16 protein-coding genes are annotated in these 14,553 nt (G+C 61.2%); 6 read left to right on the forward strand and 10 right to left on the reverse strand.

From position 1 onward, the window contains the following. The first annotated feature begins 187 nt into the window (after positions 1-187). Positions 188-2,086, forward strand: coding sequence for an adenylate/guanylate cyclase domain-containing protein (locus tag ACR9YP_RS26990; RefSeq protein WP_474217588.1), 1,899 nt, complete (start codon positions 188-190; stop codon positions 2,084-2,086). Between the two features lie 116 nt (positions 2,087-2,202). Here the strand turns inward: ACR9YP_RS26990 and ACR9YP_RS26995 are convergent, their stop codons facing one another. The 3 genes from ACR9YP_RS26995 to ACR9YP_RS27005 form a co-directional block, all read right to left on the reverse strand. Then, positions 2,203-2,988: a hypothetical protein gene (locus ACR9YP_RS26995; protein ID WP_474217589.1), complete on the reverse strand. Its 786-nt coding sequence runs from the start codon at positions 2,986-2,988 to the stop codon at positions 2,203-2,205. A 376-nt stretch (positions 2,989-3,364) separates the two neighbouring features. Further along, positions 3,365-5,104: a vanadium-dependent haloperoxidase gene (locus ACR9YP_RS27000; protein ID WP_438108747.1), complete on the reverse strand. Its 1,740-nt coding sequence runs from the start codon at positions 5,102-5,104 to the stop codon at positions 3,365-3,367. A gap of 331 nt (positions 5,105-5,435) precedes the next feature. Then, positions 5,436-5,972 (reverse strand): peroxiredoxin-like family protein, encoded by a 537-nt coding sequence (locus ACR9YP_RS27005; protein WP_128934198.1) that lies wholly within the window; start codon positions 5,970-5,972, stop codon positions 5,436-5,438. A 109-nt stretch (positions 5,973-6,081) separates the two neighbouring features. On the opposite strand from ACR9YP_RS27005, the gene ACR9YP_RS27010 reads away from it, so the two are divergent. Next, positions 6,082-6,861 (forward strand): helix-turn-helix transcriptional regulator, encoded by a 780-nt coding sequence (locus ACR9YP_RS27010; protein WP_245508814.1) that lies wholly within the window; start codon positions 6,082-6,084, stop codon positions 6,859-6,861. A 142-nt stretch (positions 6,862-7,003) separates the two neighbouring features. Here the strand turns inward: ACR9YP_RS27010 and ACR9YP_RS27015 are convergent, their stop codons facing one another. Genes ACR9YP_RS27015 through ACR9YP_RS27025 form a run of 3 tightly spaced genes read right to left on the reverse strand, consistent with a single transcriptional unit; the run spans position 7,004 to position 8,751 of the window. Beyond that, positions 7,004-7,207: a GDCCVxC domain-containing (seleno)protein gene (locus ACR9YP_RS27015; RefSeq protein WP_474217590.1), complete on the reverse strand. Its 204-nt coding sequence runs from the start codon at positions 7,205-7,207 to the stop codon at positions 7,004-7,006. Between the two features lie 14 nt (positions 7,208-7,221). After that, the gene (locus ACR9YP_RS27020) at positions 7,222-8,061 is read right to left on the reverse strand and encodes a nucleoside phosphorylase (protein ID WP_438108751.1); all 840 of its coding nucleotides are present in this window, start codon (positions 8,059-8,061) and stop codon (positions 7,222-7,224) included. A gap of 21 nt (positions 8,062-8,082) precedes the next feature. Further along, on the reverse strand, positions 8,083-8,751 hold the full coding sequence (locus ACR9YP_RS27025; RefSeq protein WP_370985352.1) for an ArsR/SmtB family transcription factor: 669 nt from the start codon (positions 8,749-8,751) through the stop codon (positions 8,083-8,085). 73 nt (positions 8,752-8,824) lie between these two features. Between ACR9YP_RS27025 and ACR9YP_RS27030 the strand changes: the two genes are divergently transcribed. Genes ACR9YP_RS27030 through ACR9YP_RS27040 form a run of 3 tightly spaced genes read left to right on the forward strand, consistent with a single transcriptional unit; the run spans position 8,825 to position 11,140 of the window. Next, positions 8,825-9,565 (forward strand): MBL fold metallo-hydrolase, encoded by a 741-nt coding sequence (locus ACR9YP_RS27030; RefSeq protein ID WP_438108753.1) that lies wholly within the window; start codon positions 8,825-8,827, stop codon positions 9,563-9,565. Positions 9,566-9,569: 4 nt separating this feature from the next. Continuing rightward, positions 9,570-10,829: an MFS transporter gene (locus ACR9YP_RS27035; protein ID WP_438108755.1), complete on the forward strand. Its 1,260-nt coding sequence runs from the start codon at positions 9,570-9,572 to the stop codon at positions 10,827-10,829. Then, complete coding sequence (locus ACR9YP_RS27040) at positions 10,826-11,140, forward strand: GFA family protein (protein WP_370985355.1); 315 nt, start codon at positions 10,826-10,828, stop codon at positions 11,138-11,140. The genes ACR9YP_RS27035 and ACR9YP_RS27040 overlap by 4 nt, the downstream gene beginning before the upstream one ends. 152 nt (positions 11,141-11,292) lie before the next feature. On the opposite strand, the gene ACR9YP_RS27045 is transcribed toward ACR9YP_RS27040, so the two are convergent. Both ACR9YP_RS27045 and ACR9YP_RS27050 read right to left on the reverse strand, forming a co-directional pair. Beyond that, a complete protein-coding gene (locus ACR9YP_RS27045; protein ID WP_438108757.1) occupies positions 11,293-11,997 on the reverse strand; it encodes a GrlR family regulatory protein in 705 nt (234 codons plus the stop codon). Positions 11,998-12,253: 256 nt separating this feature from the next. Then, a complete protein-coding gene (locus tag ACR9YP_RS27050) occupies positions 12,254-12,403 on the reverse strand; it encodes a hypothetical protein (RefSeq protein WP_007609497.1) in 150 nt (49 codons plus the stop codon). A gap of 103 nt (positions 12,404-12,506) precedes the next feature. On the opposite strand from ACR9YP_RS27050, the gene ACR9YP_RS27055 reads away from it, so the two are divergent. After that, positions 12,507-12,965 carry a hypothetical protein gene (locus tag ACR9YP_RS27055; protein ID WP_438108761.1) on the forward strand — a complete coding sequence of 153 codons (459 nt, stop codon included), beginning with the start codon at positions 12,507-12,509 and terminating at the stop codon, positions 12,963-12,965. A 50-nt stretch (positions 12,966-13,015) separates the two neighbouring features. Here the strand turns inward: ACR9YP_RS27055 and ACR9YP_RS27060 are convergent, their stop codons facing one another. Further along, complete coding sequence (locus ACR9YP_RS27060; protein WP_438108763.1) at positions 13,016-13,837, reverse strand: tetratricopeptide repeat protein; 822 nt, start codon at positions 13,835-13,837, stop codon at positions 13,016-13,018. A 32-nt stretch (positions 13,838-13,869) separates the two neighbouring features. Then, a complete protein-coding gene (locus ACR9YP_RS27065) occupies positions 13,870-14,553 on the reverse strand; it encodes a substrate-binding domain-containing protein (RefSeq protein ID WP_370985358.1) in 684 nt (227 codons plus the stop codon).

The following is a 14,553-nucleotide window of genomic DNA, read 5'->3' on the forward strand; positions in this document are numbered from 1 at the left end:
GAGTTGGGCGCGTCGCATCCTCAGGCAAGCCAAAGTCCGCTCAGGGTCCGATCGGCGACATAGAGGCGCCCACTGAACAATCGGTCAGGGCAGCTAACGTTTTAGCGATGGCAAGCGCTCTGGGAACATCGCACGGTTGGCACTATCGCGCATCCGTCGTAACAATGAGCGGGTTGGAGAGCCGGCGATGGTGCAGGAGCGGCCAGCCCGGATCGCGCGCAGGCTGTCGGCGATATTGGCCGCCGACGTGGCCGGCTATTCGCGGCTCATGCACAACGACGAAGAGGCAACGCATGCCAAACTGACTGCGCTTTTGACGGACGCAGTCGCCCCGGCAGTTGCCGAACATGATGGCCGCATCGTCAAGAACACCGGCGATGGCTTCTTGGCGGAATTTCCGAGCGCGGTCGAAGCGGTTCGAGCTGCGGTACAATTTCAGACCCGCGTCAAGGAACTGACAATCGATGATCCAGAAGCCAAGCGCATAGTCTTCCGTGTGGGAATTAATATCGGCGATGTGATTGTCGAGCCGAACGACATCTTTGGCGATGGCGTGAATGTCGCGGCGCGGCTTGAAGGCATCGCGAAGGCCGGCGGCATCTGCATATCTTCCGCCGCCTACGATCAAGTCCGTGGCAAGGTCGGGGTCGAGTTCGCCGATCTGGGCGAGCAGAACCTCAAAAATATCGCTCTCCCAATCCGAGCCTATGCTTCGCAGCTCTCCGATACGCTGCCGGTCATTTCGGGCTTTCCGTTTGTCCCGTGGCCTGCGCATAGCCGGCGAGCTCGGATGGGCCTTACAATGGCGCTTCTCCTGCTCATGGCTGGCGGCGGTCTTGGTTACTGGTACATGCGATGGAATGAGCCACAATTGGTGAAGCATCGTCTATCGATTGTCGTGCTGCCATTCACGAATTTGAGCAACGAACCCGAGCAGGAGTACTTTGCGGAAGGTGTTGCTGACGATCTAAGCTCCGATCTCTCGCGGATCGAGGACAGCTTCGTGATCGCGCCGAGTACAGCCCGTGCCTATAAGAACGTTGACCCAAAGCGCGTTCGCCGCGAACTCGGCGTCCGTTATATCCTCGACGGTAGCTTGCGCCGAACGGAGTCGATTGTCCGGATCAACGCCCGGCTGATCGATACGCGAACCGGCGCACAGATCTGGTCGGAGAGCGTCGACGGTGAGTGGTCCAAATCGTTGCAGCTTCAGGATGTCATCACGGGTGGATTGGCGCGGCGGCTTGATCTCGAGCTGACTAACCACGAAAGCCGCGACGCGGAGGTTGCGCGGCCCAACAATCCCGACGCGGTCGATCTTACAATGCAGGGCCTGGCCGTGCTCAATCGTCCCTATTCGCGCGAACAGGTAGCCGAGTCGGGTGCCCTCTTCGAGCGCGCACTGCAGATCGACCCCGGCTACCCTAAGGCCCTCGTGGGGTTGGCAGATACTTTGGCAATACAAGTCAATTATCGTTGGACCGATGCACCCGCCGATAAGTTGCGGCGCGCTGAGAAAACGGTGGATCAGGTTCTGTCCCAGTTTCCCAGCGACGCAATGGCGCATTTTGTAAAGGGCGAGATCCAACGCGCCAAGGGCCGGAATCTCGGCGCTGCTGTCAGCGAGTATATGGCGGCAATCGGGATAAATCCTAGTCTCGCCCCGGCTCATGGCGCGCTGGGCGCTGCCAAGATACGTGTTGGCCGATCTGCGGAGGCATTTGCCCCACTCCAAATGGCCATCCAGCTCAGCCCCCGCGATCCGCTCCTAAGCACGTGGTACTTCTATGCCTGTCATGCGCACAGCCATCTCGCTCAATATGATGAAGCGATAGACTGGTGCAGCCGCTCCATTACAGTGAATCCCTTTTGGATTGCCTATGCAGATCTCGCCGCCGCCAACGCATGGACGGGACATGAGCCTGAAGCTCTTGCCGCCGTCGGCGAGCTTCGTCGGCTCATGCCCAACTATACCGTTGCCCTTTGGTTGCAGGATGGGTCTGAGTGGTCCGATAACGTCGTTTTCCTTGCCGAATTTCAGCGCATCGCTGAGGGTCTGCGTAAGGCGGGCCTTCCTGAACGGTGAACGAACCAAGGACCGAGCCGATCCTCACGCTCGCGGCGTGCCGGATAAGAGCTCGCCGGACCTCGCTCAGGCATATTAGAAGTGGCCTGGAAGTCTGATCCGGGTCCAGAACCGGACTACCAATTACCCTGAAGTCCAGAATGCCGTTCCGTCCACGGGGGCGGAAGTGCGGCTGCCTTCTCAAGTTCGTTGTTGGGTGCAGGTTCGTTGGACCGCGCGAAAACAAAACGGGACGTGGCGGCACTTTCTGCTTCGTCTCTTCCGTCTTGGCCGATCAGGATCAATCCAGCTCCGCCATTCGCGACGTTCAGAATAGTCGGTTCGCCGCCCCACGTCTTGATTGGCTTCATTCCGATGGTGAGAAATTCGCCCATAGGCTGGTCCAGATACTGAATCCGCAATTGCGGACCGACCTCCGCGTCGGCGAGCTTAAAGCCGATCTGCATGGCGCGCGCGTAAATAGCTGCCAAAGTCACGGTATCCGTCTTGAACCCAAGCTCGGCTACTCGCACAACGACAAGCTTCACTTCGGCTGCCTTAGTAGCAACGGTGAAGGTCGGTCGAGCGAGGATTTCGGCAGCCGTGCCACCGACACCACACCTCATGGTGTCCAGCACGTTACGCAGCGCAACAGAGTTGGCAAAGGTGCCGACCCTAATTGTCTTCCACGTCGGAACATCGCGCGCCGACTTGAACTGTTGGAGCGCATAGGATGGACGCGGCCTGTGCGCCTTCATCTCGTTTTGCAGGACATCGCGAGCTGCACATTGAGCCCACGCATCCTCTGCCAATGAAACGATGCAAGCGGCGCACACTATCGAAGCGAGCAAGTGCCGGCGGTTGCGCTCTGCAGAACGCTGATTGACCGCGCCGCAATCGGCTCGACTTTCCAGAATGGACATGTCGAAAATCGATTTGTTGGTACGCTTGACTCAAAATGCCCGCCTCCGAGTCAAGGGGAATGTCGGAGGGTAACGCGTCAAGAAACATTGCCCGGCCGACTTTGAAATGAGGTCCGGAGGCGGGGCACCAGCTGAAGTATTCCAATTGCAAATGGCAGGCGGCAGTCCGTAAGCCTGATCGCGCCCGCACCATCATACCAACGAGGAATGATGTGGTTGAACGATAGCACCGTCGTTCCCATGGTTCAATTCTGAATCAAGGCCACGCTCATCGAGGCGAGCAACTTAGGGAGCAATGGATAGAGCCAGCCCGCTGCGGCAGATGCTACTGCCGCAGCGATCGAGAGCAACATTCAGTTAGGCCGGACTCTCGCGACTAAACTATTGCCGAAAGCTTTGCCGCCTCGAGAGCAGGATCAAGGTCGTCGTCACCATCGAGGACAAGGGCTCCGTCGTAGGTGACCCTGTCCTGCTCTATCTCAACGACCTTTTTGCCGAAGCTCAGGTAGCTGAACTTCCAGGGACGCTCATGGTAGTCCCGCCGGAGGTGATACAGGACGCTCGTCGCGATCCGCTGCCCTAGAAGCATGGACGCGCTGTAGTCGGTACGCCAGTGAACGCCCGCCATGTTGCGTCCGATTGCAATGTTGGACGCGACCTTGTCGAGTTCGCCTGCAATCGTTAGCTGGTCAGCATCTGGCACTCCGACAGTTGTCAGGTCTGTTCCTTGGGACGTCGGGATAACCGGCGTAATCCCAACATCCTTGAGCTTCTGTGTTCCTGCAAAATAGGCCTTCAGCGCGGTGACGCATGCGCCGGCGACAGTGGCATGGCCCGCACCGTAGGAGCCGTGCGCCGGTGAGCCGTCGGCGAAACACATCGGCAGCAAGTAGCTGTCGCTGTTGGCGCCGTGGGCGGCGTTCGCTTGCCTGATTCTTGCAACCGCGCCGCCCGAGGCGTTGGACGCCTGCAACACCGCAAGCCCGCTTGAGAGCGCCAATTGCGCCTCGGCGGCCTTCAAACCCGTGGGGTGCAGCGCACGATGGACCAAACCGCCATAGGCTTCCGGGCGCAGGCGCAGGTTTCCGATAAATTTCTGGTACCACACCGCCTTCAACGCACATGTCGCCACCTCGCAGACCAGCGAAAGTATGAACGGCGAGCCAAAGGTGCCGAAGCCCTCCTCATGCGGAAAGACCGGCGCATCCCGGTTGTAGGGATTTCCCGCATCCAGCTTAACGCCAGGGCTACCGAGCAAGATCAGGGCAGCGTTCAGGTAGGCTTCATACAGTGCGTCAAGATGGACGTATCGCGCGATGTCGCCCGCGTTCTGAATGTACCGCGGGGTGGCCGGGAGTTCGATCGATGACGGAAAGGCTTTTCCTCTCTGCACGTCGAGCCAATCGGCCCATGCGATCATGTGAGGGACGCCTCCAGACTGATAGTCGGTGTTTACAACCCGCCCTTCAGTTTGCTTGATCCGCAAAGACCCGTACGGCACGTCAAGCCAGAGAAATTGTGAAACGAGCGGCCCAAGGTGCTCCTGGTTCGTTTGTCCCGCTGGCGTCCATTCGCCGCCTCGAAAAAGCGTTGCCGGCGTGACGGGCCGGGCAGTGTAGTTGGGATGATTACTCGAGTCGGGATGGGCATATAGCTTGAGAGCGCTCAGTTCGCTGGCTGCGGCTTGTGCCAGGGCGTTGCTCGGATAATCCAGAAAATTGACGTCACGGAGCAATGCCATCCAGTAAAGCTCGATCATCTCCGCGGCTGCAGTCTCATGCTTCCCGTCCTGCTCCGGTGGTTTCGGAATGCGGAAATGCCAACCAGCCGAGGTGAGTCGATCGGCGGCCAGACCTGCTTGCGGATTTACGAGCGGACGGAGGCCGGCTGACTCGATGTTCTGAAAATCCGCCGGGCGATGTTCATTCAGAGCTGCTAAAAATGATTTGAATGAGCTCGGGATCACTCGCCCGTCGTCGTCGTGCTTTAGCGACTTGTGAAAGTGCAACTCCGCTGCCTGGACAAGATCATTGGGTGGGGTGTGGACCAGCTTATGTACAGCGGTATTAGCTGGAGCAGGTGATGGTGGATGTGGCTTTGGATAAGAAATTGCCATTTGAATTTCTCCTATAGCCATCCCGCCACAATTGACGAGACCGGGCATCGGTGCCCTTTCGGAGTCGTATCGTGAATACTACACAACCTTTGTGGGATGCCTCACAGGAGCGCTTTTTTCAATTGGGTCGAATACGGCAGCCGGACTCACCAAGTTCAGCTGAGCACTCAGAAAAGAGTAACGGCTAGGCAAAATGGCCGCAGATTGTTCTGCGGCCTAGATTGTCGCGCGCCGCCTCAGTTCTCAGCGATCACCGGCAGCGAGCCTGGAATCTTTCGGAAAGCGGTAGCGCTAACGTTTGAGCCTGCGGGATCGAGACGGGTTCAATGTCTTAAATCGCGCCGTTATATTCTCCTCTGGCTGGATAGTCGTTCTTGATGACGAAATCCAACGCCTGGACCATTTCAGAGAAGTTGGGCCTGACGAACGGCATGGATTGGACGGAGAGATAGTAGATCGTTTGATCCGGTCTGATCAGAAACACGCCGGGTTCAGAAAACAAAGAAGGTTCTTCGATTCCGATCGAGGTCTTTCCCCGAGATGTCGAAATATACAGACCCCAATTGCGAGCATCGCTCAGTCCTAGACCATATCCGACACGCAAATTCTTGGCTTGGATCTTGTCCGCCATCTGGCGAGCTCGCTCCTCCCCATCTGAACTAATAGCGACGGTGGTGACGCCGCGGATGGCAAATTCCGGCGTCAGGCGTTCTAATTCCTTCAGGTAGTTGGCACAGATCGGGCAATGCAAGCCGCGATAGAAGCAGACGAGCGACATGCGCTCTGGGCTCTCGGTTGCCAGGTCGAAGGGACCATGGTCGAGCGTGTTTACGACAAGGGGCGGCGCTTTCTGGCGAGGTATAAGCATTTGGATTCCTTTCACGGACCAAGGGGCAGCACAGGACCGGTTGCTCCCAGATCCAGCTCATGCCACACTGGAGAGCATGAATGGTCCCCGAAACATGATTGAGAGTCCTGTGACGGCCAAGCGCGACAGGCTTTCCGCCTTCTTCGATGCCTTCCAAATGTCGGTTACGGTCGCTGCGAAAGATGCCCGAGACGCGGTCGCAAACCTTGTTGTTGTTGGAGAGGGTGGCTGCGCAAGGAGCGTCGTCTTCTGCCCCCACCGTGATGCGATGCCCGATCGGGGCGGCGATATCCTGGCTGCGGCGACCATCGAGTTCGGGGGCATCACAAACCCGCTCATGAATGCAATGCCCGAGCGGATCGTGATCCCCCTCGGCGAGTCCCCTACCCTACAAGCTCTGACTGCAGCCTTTGTAACCGAGGCCTCGGACATGCGATGCGGCAGGCAAGTCGCTCTCGACCGCTTGTGCGAGGTGATCATCTTGCTTGTGCTTCGGAGAGCAATCGATATCGGCTCAACGCGACCAGGACTTCTTGCCGGCCTATCCCATCCAGCGATCCATAAGGCTCTGGTCGCTATGCACGATCAACCCTCTCGCCCGTGGCACACCGAGGAGCTTGCGAGTATCAGCGGACTCTCGCGGAGCCGCTTCATGACTCTGTTTCCCAAAGTGACCGGCACTACACCGGCTGCCTATCTTAAGGCGTGGCGGCTGACACTTGGCCAGCGTGAGCTCCAGCGCGGCGAGCGCGTCAAGTCGGTCGCGAGGCGCGTGGGTTTTGGCAGCGCAGCGGCGTTCTCGCGCGCATACGCATTGGCATTCGGCCATTCACCGATCTCTTTGCGTAAGCCAGGTCCTGCGTCGCGGGATGTCGCTGCTGCCAATTAGCTGCTACCGCCGACAGATCGTCAAGCGTCAGGCGAAAAGGTCCGTCAAGCGGTCGTCTATGCGTGAAGGCGTAATCTCGAGAATCTCGGCAGTAACAACTTCCGCCGCGACAAATGAATCGAGAGCGACGCGCCCCTCGTGTCTACGAACAGCGCACCCCGCTCGTTTGAATCGGGGGGCATGGAACGGTCCCGTAGGAACAGAAGACGCAGCAGTCGCCCGACTTGGGCTTTAGCCGTAGGCCGCACCTCCTGCAGTTGTAAAAGAACTGGCAGGCATCCGTCGGCATGGTCTCGATCTCTTGATGGCCACACGCCGGACACGTGAGGGTCGACTCTAGCTGCATTTGTTGCCTGCGGTTCAAGCGTCGTCCGAGATCCTCGCGTCATTCTGCCAGCCGCGCGCCGCAGCGGCAATGACGGCAAGCGTGGCCTTGGTGCCGTCGGCCTCGCCCTTCTCGAAGTCGCCCTCGGTCTGCGCCATCGAGTTCGTGACGTGGGCGAAGCAGACGATCGAGTTGCCGCTCGTCGTGCCGAAAGCGTAGAGCGCCGCAGCTTCCATCTCCACGGCGAGCGTCCCCAGCTCGCGCGCTCGCGAGATCGCCGCTTCGGTCTCGCGATAGGGGGCATCCGTTGTCCAGGTCGAACCGCGATGCAGTTTCTCCGGCAGCGATCGGCCCGCCCGCTCGACGCGATCCAGAAGCGACATGTCGGGTGCTGCCGCGAAAGTCGAGCCAGGCAGGTAGTGATAACTCGTCCCCTCGTCGCGCAGCGCGCGGTCGATCAGGACGAAATACGGAGTAGGTCCGATGGGATTGATCTGGCCCGCCGAGGTGACGCTGACGAGCAGCCGGCAGCTCGACGCGAAGAGCTGCTCGGCGACCAGGACGGCGAAGGGTGCCCCGACCGCGCAGCCGACGATCCCGACCTCGCCGATGTCGTCGAGATCGAAGGCAAGAAGCTCGGTGTGGTAGCAGGCCCAACCTTCATGGATGCGGCCGGCGCCGGTCCGCTTGAGGTGACGGACGACGTCACCATCCGGATCGAGCACGCAGATTTCGGGCACAGCTACGAGCGGCAACTGCCTCTGCCGGCGCGCCTCCCTCAACAGGGATTCAGGCCGGAATACCGAGGGCGCCTTGTGATCCTTTACGCCAACGATCGGCCACGCGCGTTCCGCGCGATGAGGCTTATCATCCATGATGCACCTGATCGACCTGTTTCAAGCAACGGATTCGACCGGCAGGCCGGCGGCCTTCCACTCCGGGTAACCGTCCTCAAGGCGGCGAATGCGATAGCCGCGCGCCCGCAGCGCCGCCACGGCTTCGAACGAAAGAACGCAATAGGGCCCGCGACAATACGCAATCACTTCACGGCCTTGCGGCAACTCGCCCAAACGTCTTTCCAGTTCGGCCAGAGGAATGTTGAGCGCCCCCGGCAGATGGCCCAGTGCGAACTCATCCTCGGGCCGCACATCGAGCAACGTAACCAGATCGTCCCGCAATCGCGCGACCAGGTCGTCACGCGAGACGGGCTCTAGCGCATCACGGGCCTGGAAGTAATCGGTCACAACACGACCGATCTCGGCGACATTCCGTTCACCGACCCGACCCAGCGCCTTGACCAGCGTCACTACTTCGGCGTCGCCGGCGAGGCGATAGAGAATGTGCTTGCCACGACGCTCCGTTTCGACGAGGCGCGCGCGCCTCAAAATCTGCAGGTGCCGCGACGTGTTGGCGAATGTCAGATGTGCCCGAGCCGACAGCTCCTCGACGGTGCGTATCCCCTGCGCAAGGTGCTCCAGCAGCTCAAGCCGGTGAGCATGGCCGAGCGCCTGCGCCACCTCGGCAAGGTTTTCATAGATCTCCTGTTTCGGTCCTGAGCTTGACACGGCGGTCCTTCAATATACCATTCAGCAGATTGATTGAATGTATCTAGCGTTTCTCTCGAGGGAGTGCAAGTCCATGATTCTCCGCCAGTTCTTGCATAGCGATCCAGTCGGTATCTCCTACCTTTTCGGCTGCGGCGGCAAAGCTGCCGGCGCGGTCGTTGATCCGGTCGGCGATATTCAGCCCTACCTGCAGGCGGCCGACAATACCGGCATGCGGATCCATTTCGTCATAGACACTCATGTCCATGCCGATCACCTGTCAGCGGGACGGGTGCTCGCCGCCGCAGCGGGAGCTGAGTACGTGCTCTCGACGGAGGCTGGTGTATCATTTCCCTACAAGGGTGTGCACGACGGCGACGTTCTTCCCCTCGGCAATGTGTCGGCGACGGTGATGCACACGCCGGGTCACACGCCCGAGCACATCTGCATCCTTGTTACGGACCAAACACGCGCCAACGAACCCTGGTTCGTCTTCACCGGTCACACGCTCATGGTCGGCGATCTCGGCCGCACCGAACTTGCCGTGAGCGCAGAGGAAGGCGCCAGGCAACTGTTCCGAAGCGTGAGCAGACTGAAGGAGCTTCCTGACTACGTCGAGGTGCTGCCGGGCGCCTATGCCGGCTCGGTTTGCGGTCGGCGCCTGAGCGGCAAACCATCCTCCGCGATCGGCTTCGAGAAGCGGCACAATCAGGCGTTCAAAATCGAGGATGAAGCCGAGTTTGTTCGGTTCATGGTCACCGAGATTCCGCCGGCGCCGCCAGAGGCCGCGCGGATCAGGGCAGCAAACTCAGGCATGGCGGCGGCCGCGGCCTGATCTAATGACCGAAGCTGTAACTGGTCCACAGATTGCCTCGTCTGTCCAACTGGGGCTGAAAGAGAACTGGCCGCAGTTCGCCTTGCTCGTCCTGATCAACGCCTTCGTCGGCGGGATGGTCGGGATCGAGCGGACAGTCGTGCCGTTGATCGGCTCCGAGGAATTCAGGATCAGTTCGACGACGTTCGTCGTTTCCTTCATCGTCAGCTTCGGCGTCGTGAAGGCTTGCGCCAATCTGATCTCCGGCCAGCTCGCCGACGCCTGGGGACGCAAAAATGTTCTGATCCTCGGCTGGCTCGTCGGCCTGCCGGTGCCGCTCATGATCATGTGGGCGCCGAGCTGGGGATGGGTCATCGCAGCAAACGCCCTTCTCGGCATCAACCAGGGTCTTGCCTGGTCGATGACGGTAATCATGAAAATCGATCTCGTCGGACCGAAGTCGCGGGGACTCGCCGTTGGCCTGAACGAGTTCGCCGGTTATCTTGCGGTCGGCGTGACGGCCTTCCTCACCGGATATCTCGCCTCGAAATACGGACTGCGGCCGGCACCAATCTACCTCGGCGTTGCCTATGCGGTTCTAGGCACAGTGCTCTCGATCCTGCTGGTGCGCGACACACGCGAGCACGTTCGGCTGGAGACCGCAGCGCATGCGCGTCAAGCGTCCCCGATCAGCTTCAGGGAGATATTCGTCCTCACGTCGTTCGGAGATCGCAATCTATTCGCCGCGTCGCAGGCTGGGCTCGTCAACAATCTGAATGATGGAATGAGCTGGGGCATCTTTCCGCTGTTCTTCGCCTCGTTCGGCCTCCCCGTCGACCGGATCGGCATACTGAAGGCCGTCTATCCGGCCACCTGGGGCATCCTGCAGATCGCCACGGGCCCTCTTTCTGATCGGTGGGGCCGCAAGGGCTTGATCGTGGCCGGCATGTGGGTCCAGGCCGCGGGTCTATTCTTGAGCGCTGCAACAAGCCATTTCGAATGGTGGCTGGTCGGCAGCCTGCTTCTCGGACTTGGTACGGCCATGGTGTACCCGAGCCTGATCGCTGCGGTGTCCGACGCTTCGCATCCAAGCTGGCGCGCACGCTCACTCAGCGTCTACCGCTTCTGGCGCGATCTCGGTTACGCGATCGGGGCGCTATCGGCCGGCATCATCGCCGACCTGTTCGGCATGGCCTGGGCGATCGGAGCGATCGGCGCGCTCACTTTCCTCTCGGGGGCGATAGTATTCGTCGCTATGGAGGTCAGGCCCGGAGCACGAACGTGAGCGAAACCTTTTCAGGACGTTGCCTTTGTGGGGCGGTGCGTTTCGAGGCGCGAGGCCGGCCGAAGGGAATCTTCTGGTGTCACTGCGATAGCTGCCGCCGCCATTCCGGCGCGCCCGTCAGCGTGTTCGTCGGGTTCGAGAACGACTCTGTCACGGTGACCGAAGGCGCCATCACGACGTTCAAATCATCGCCGGGAACGACGCGCGGTTTCTGTGCCCGCTGCGGCTCGACGCTGACCTGCGCTACCGTGCACTTTCCGACGGAGACGCACTATCACGTCGGTGCCTTCGACCGGGCGGCGGAGCTCTAGCCGAGGAAGCATTTTTTCGCCAACGAGCAATTGCCCTGGCTGAAGCTTAGCCACAACGAGCAAGGTAAATGACTGCGACGGTGCGGCCGATCTATCTGGATTTCAACGCGAGCACACCGGTTGATCCAGCCGTGGCGCTGTGAGTAGATGCCCTACGCCCGCCGCATCAGCTTGAGCGAAGCGGCAAGGCGCAAGCTGCGCTTGCCGGCGAGTGCGATGCCTTCGAGCTCGCCGCTATCAGCCGTGCAGGTGCCTGAGAAGCCAATCCCGACCTCGAGGCCGCCAAAGACGGGATTTTCGCCTTTCGCCGGCGTGTGCTCCTGGTTCAGCATCTCGCCCTTCCAGCGGCCGTCCGCGGAGGAATAGGAGCCGAGATAGTAGAAGAACGCATCGCCGCCGAGGATGCGGCCGTCGATCAGCAGCATCACGCCGGAGAGTCCGGCATCCACGCCATCGAGCGCGCGCAGGCTCATCCCATAGAGCCCGTTGGCGATCCCGCCCGAACCGACTGCTCCGCTCGGCGGCAGCGCCTCGTCGTCGAGCGGGGTGAGATTGGCCCAGAAATTGGCGCCCGGCATCGTGTCCGCGCTGCCCTGAAGGCGGATCTGGTTGCCGTACAGGCGGCCGCGCGCCCCGATCGAGGCGACGTCGGCGCCCATCAGCGGCTTGTAATTGGGATCCTGGTTGTGCCGCTCGGTGATGACCTCGGCGATGATCTCGCCGTCGCGCTCGACATAGGTGCCAAGATGCGCAAAGCCCGAATTGCCGCCCAGCATCTTGCCGTCATGCAGGCACATGATGCTGCGGCCGAACGCATCGTTGACGCCGTATTCAACCTTGTACAGTCCGTCCAGCAACGTCTTGAACCCGCAAAATCGAAAAAAACTGTGGCTACCTAGCATCGTCGCCGCATTGAAGCCACCCGGCTTTTCGCGCAGGGCCGCTCGCTAGACGTTCGCCGTCATGATGCCATCATGCCCCTGTTTTGCCCGACGGGTCAACCGAATTTCGATTAATCCGCAATGTGTGCGATTTCAATCCCTTGGCTACTGTGCATGGGGTTGTTTTCGCATGTTTTGTTTTGCCGGGCTCCTGCAGGGCATTCGCCGTCCATCAGTGCCGCTTGAAGTACTGCACCTCGCGCTCGTGCTTCTCGGCCGCCGCGCGGCTCTTGAAGGTGCCGAGATTGCGGCGCTTGCCGGTCTTCGGATTCACCTTGCGTGAATAGAGGCGGTATTCGCCCGATGCCAGTTTGCGGATCATGATCGCGCCTCCCGCTTGTTGGGGGTTTAACGACCGGTGCCGAAGCTGGTTCCTGCCTGCCCCCCTTTCGAACCCGCCGGCGCAAGCTTGCGACCAAAGGGGCATGAACCAGACAGAGCCATCGCCCGAAGAGCAGATCGCCGAATTCGTCGCCAGCGCGGCGAAGCAGCCGCTGCTCGATGCCGCCTTCGAACTCTGGCGCTGGCGCTTCCGATTGAATTCGATCGAGGGTCGTCCCACCGCCGAGGAGGTCCGCATCAATCGCACCCTCACGCCGCAGCAGATGGCCGAGCAATACCGCTACGAGCGCGACCATGCCCATGAAGGGCCGATGTTCGGATACCTAAAGCGCGCCCATCCGCATGCCGACGACGATGCGATCCGGCAGGCCATCATCACCGCGGTCAAGTTCGAGGGCGCGGCCGAGGCCTATTTCAAATGGGATGGCAATTTCTGGGCCTGCGTCGTGCGCGCCGTGGCGCAGGCCGCCGCCGAGTATCCCGATTTTCTCGAGACGACCTATCGCGACGCCCGCAACAATCTCGCCTACTACATGAAATGAGTTGAGACGGTGCAGCGTGAGCCCTCACTTCTCCTGAAGGGAGAGGTGAGCTAGAAGCACAGCGTGGTGACGAGCTTGCCCTGCTTGTCCTTGATGGCATAGGGGCAGCGAATGCGCTCCAGCGCCTTCTTGGCGTCATCGTCGCCGAGCGCGGCCGCGCGCTCGTAATAGGCCTTGGCGGCGTCCTTGTCCTTCGGCCCGCCGCGACCTTCCTGGGCGAAAGCGCCCATCCGCTCCAGCGCGCCGGGATGGTTCTGCGCGGCCGCCTTCTCGAACAATGCGCGCGCCGCGGCGTCGTCCCTCTCCCCGCCATTGCCGCTCGCAAGCATCAGGCCGAGCTGGTACTGCGCCTCCGCGTTGGTCTCGGCGGCCTTGCCGAGCAGCGCGCGCGCCTGCGCGGGATCGGCCGGCGCAGCGCCACCCGCGCCGCCGAGCGCGGCGAGATTGCTGACGCCGCGGGGATTGCCTGATTGCGCCGCCTTCTCGAACAGCTTGCGCGCTTGTGCTTCGTCCTTCGCAACGCCGGAGCCGGTGCCGTAGGCGACGCCGAGCTCGACCATCGCAGAGCTCGATCCCTTGTCGGCAGCCTTGCGCCAGGCGGCGATCGCCTCGCTCGTCTGCCGGTTGGCCGCATAGGCGCGGCCGAGCGCGAACATCGCCCTGCGCGCGGAGGATGCGGCCTGCTTGCAGAACTTGATGGCGGTCGCGACGTCGGAGGAAGCGATCTCCGTCACGCCCTTCACATCGGCCGGCTTGTCGGGATCACTGGGATCGGCCGCCACCCGGTCGCACAGGACGAGATCGGCCGATTGCGCCTGCGCCGCCAGGGGCGCGGCAAGCGCCAAGAGAGCTGCGAGGAGATAAGCGCGCATGGCCACTACGTTGCGTCCCCGCCCCGGCAAATTCAAGGCTCGAGTCCCGATTGGCGCAGCACGGGCACGACCTCCGGCGAGGCCAGGTAACGCAGCAGCCTGTCGGCGGCCTCGGCATGTGTCGCATTCGCCATGCGGCCGGCGGAGAACACGGCCGGCATCTGCAAATCATGCGGGATCGGGCCGACGACCTCGATGCCATCGACCTGCTTCAGCTCGCTGATCTGCTGTACGGCGAGATCGGCCTCGCCGTTGACGAGCCGCTCCGCCGTAAAGCCCTGCTGCACGATGGTGGCCTTGGCGTTGATCTCGGCCGCGATGCCCATTCGCTGGATCAACTGGGCAAAGTAGATTCCGCTGGCGCCGAGCCGCGAATAGGCGACGGACCGCGCCGCAAGCAGCGTTGCGCGCAACGCGGCTTCGTCGGCGATGTCGGGATGCGCCTGCCCTGCCCGCACCGCAATGCCGACATAGGAGCGCGCGAGGTCAGCCGCGCTGTCAGGGACCACGCGGCCCTCACTGATCACCGCGTCGAGCCCCTCGCGGGTGAGGATGACAAGATCGGCGGCCTCGCCGTCGCGGAGCCGTTTTAGCAGCGCCTGGGTCGGCGCGAAGTCGGCGTCGATGCGCACGCCCGTCGCAGCTTCATACGCAGACGACAGGCTGCGCATCGCACCCATCAGGCCGAGCGTCGAGAGCATGCGAATGTTGTCCAT

The organism is Bradyrhizobium sp. BR14999 (assembly GCF_056106085.1).

Excerpts from the sequence above, each read along its gene's own strand:
- ACR9YP_RS26990 (WP_474217588.1), top strand. The coding sequence starts at position 188 with ATGGTGCAGGAGCGGCCAGCCCGGATCGCGCGCAGGCTGTCGGCGATA.
- ACR9YP_RS26995 (WP_474217589.1), bottom strand. The coding sequence starts at position 2,988 with ATGTCCATTCTGGAAAGTCGAGCCGATTGCGGCGCGGTCAATCAGCGT.
- ACR9YP_RS27000 (WP_438108747.1), bottom strand. The coding sequence starts at position 5,104 with ATGGCAATTTCTTATCCAAAGCCACATCCACCATCACCTGCTCCAGCT.
- ACR9YP_RS27005 (WP_128934198.1), bottom strand. The coding sequence starts at position 5,972 with ATGCTTATACCTCGCCAGAAAGCGCCGCCCCTTGTCGTAAACACGCTC.
- ACR9YP_RS27015 (WP_474217590.1), bottom strand. The coding sequence starts at position 7,207 with ATGCAGCTAGAGTCGACCCTCACGTGTCCGGCGTGTGGCCATCAAGAG.
- ACR9YP_RS27020 (WP_438108751.1), bottom strand. The coding sequence starts at position 8,061 with ATGGATGATAAGCCTCATCGCGCGGAACGCGCGTGGCCGATCGTTGGC.
- ACR9YP_RS27030 (WP_438108753.1), top strand. The coding sequence starts at position 8,825 with ATGATTCTCCGCCAGTTCTTGCATAGCGATCCAGTCGGTATCTCCTAC.
- ACR9YP_RS27035 (WP_438108755.1), top strand. The coding sequence starts at position 9,570 with ATGACCGAAGCTGTAACTGGTCCACAGATTGCCTCGTCTGTCCAACTG.
- ACR9YP_RS27050 (WP_007609497.1), bottom strand. The coding sequence starts at position 12,403 with ATGATCCGCAAACTGGCATCGGGCGAATACCGCCTCTATTCACGCAAG.
- ACR9YP_RS27055 (WP_438108761.1), top strand. The coding sequence starts at position 12,507 with ATGAACCAGACAGAGCCATCGCCCGAAGAGCAGATCGCCGAATTCGTC.
- ACR9YP_RS27060 (WP_438108763.1), bottom strand. The coding sequence starts at position 13,837 with ATGCGCGCTTATCTCCTCGCAGCTCTCTTGGCGCTTGCCGCGCCCCTG.
- ACR9YP_RS27065 (WP_370985358.1), bottom strand. The coding sequence starts at position 14,553 with ATGGACAACATTCGCATGCTCTCGACGCTCGGCCTGATGGGTGCGATG.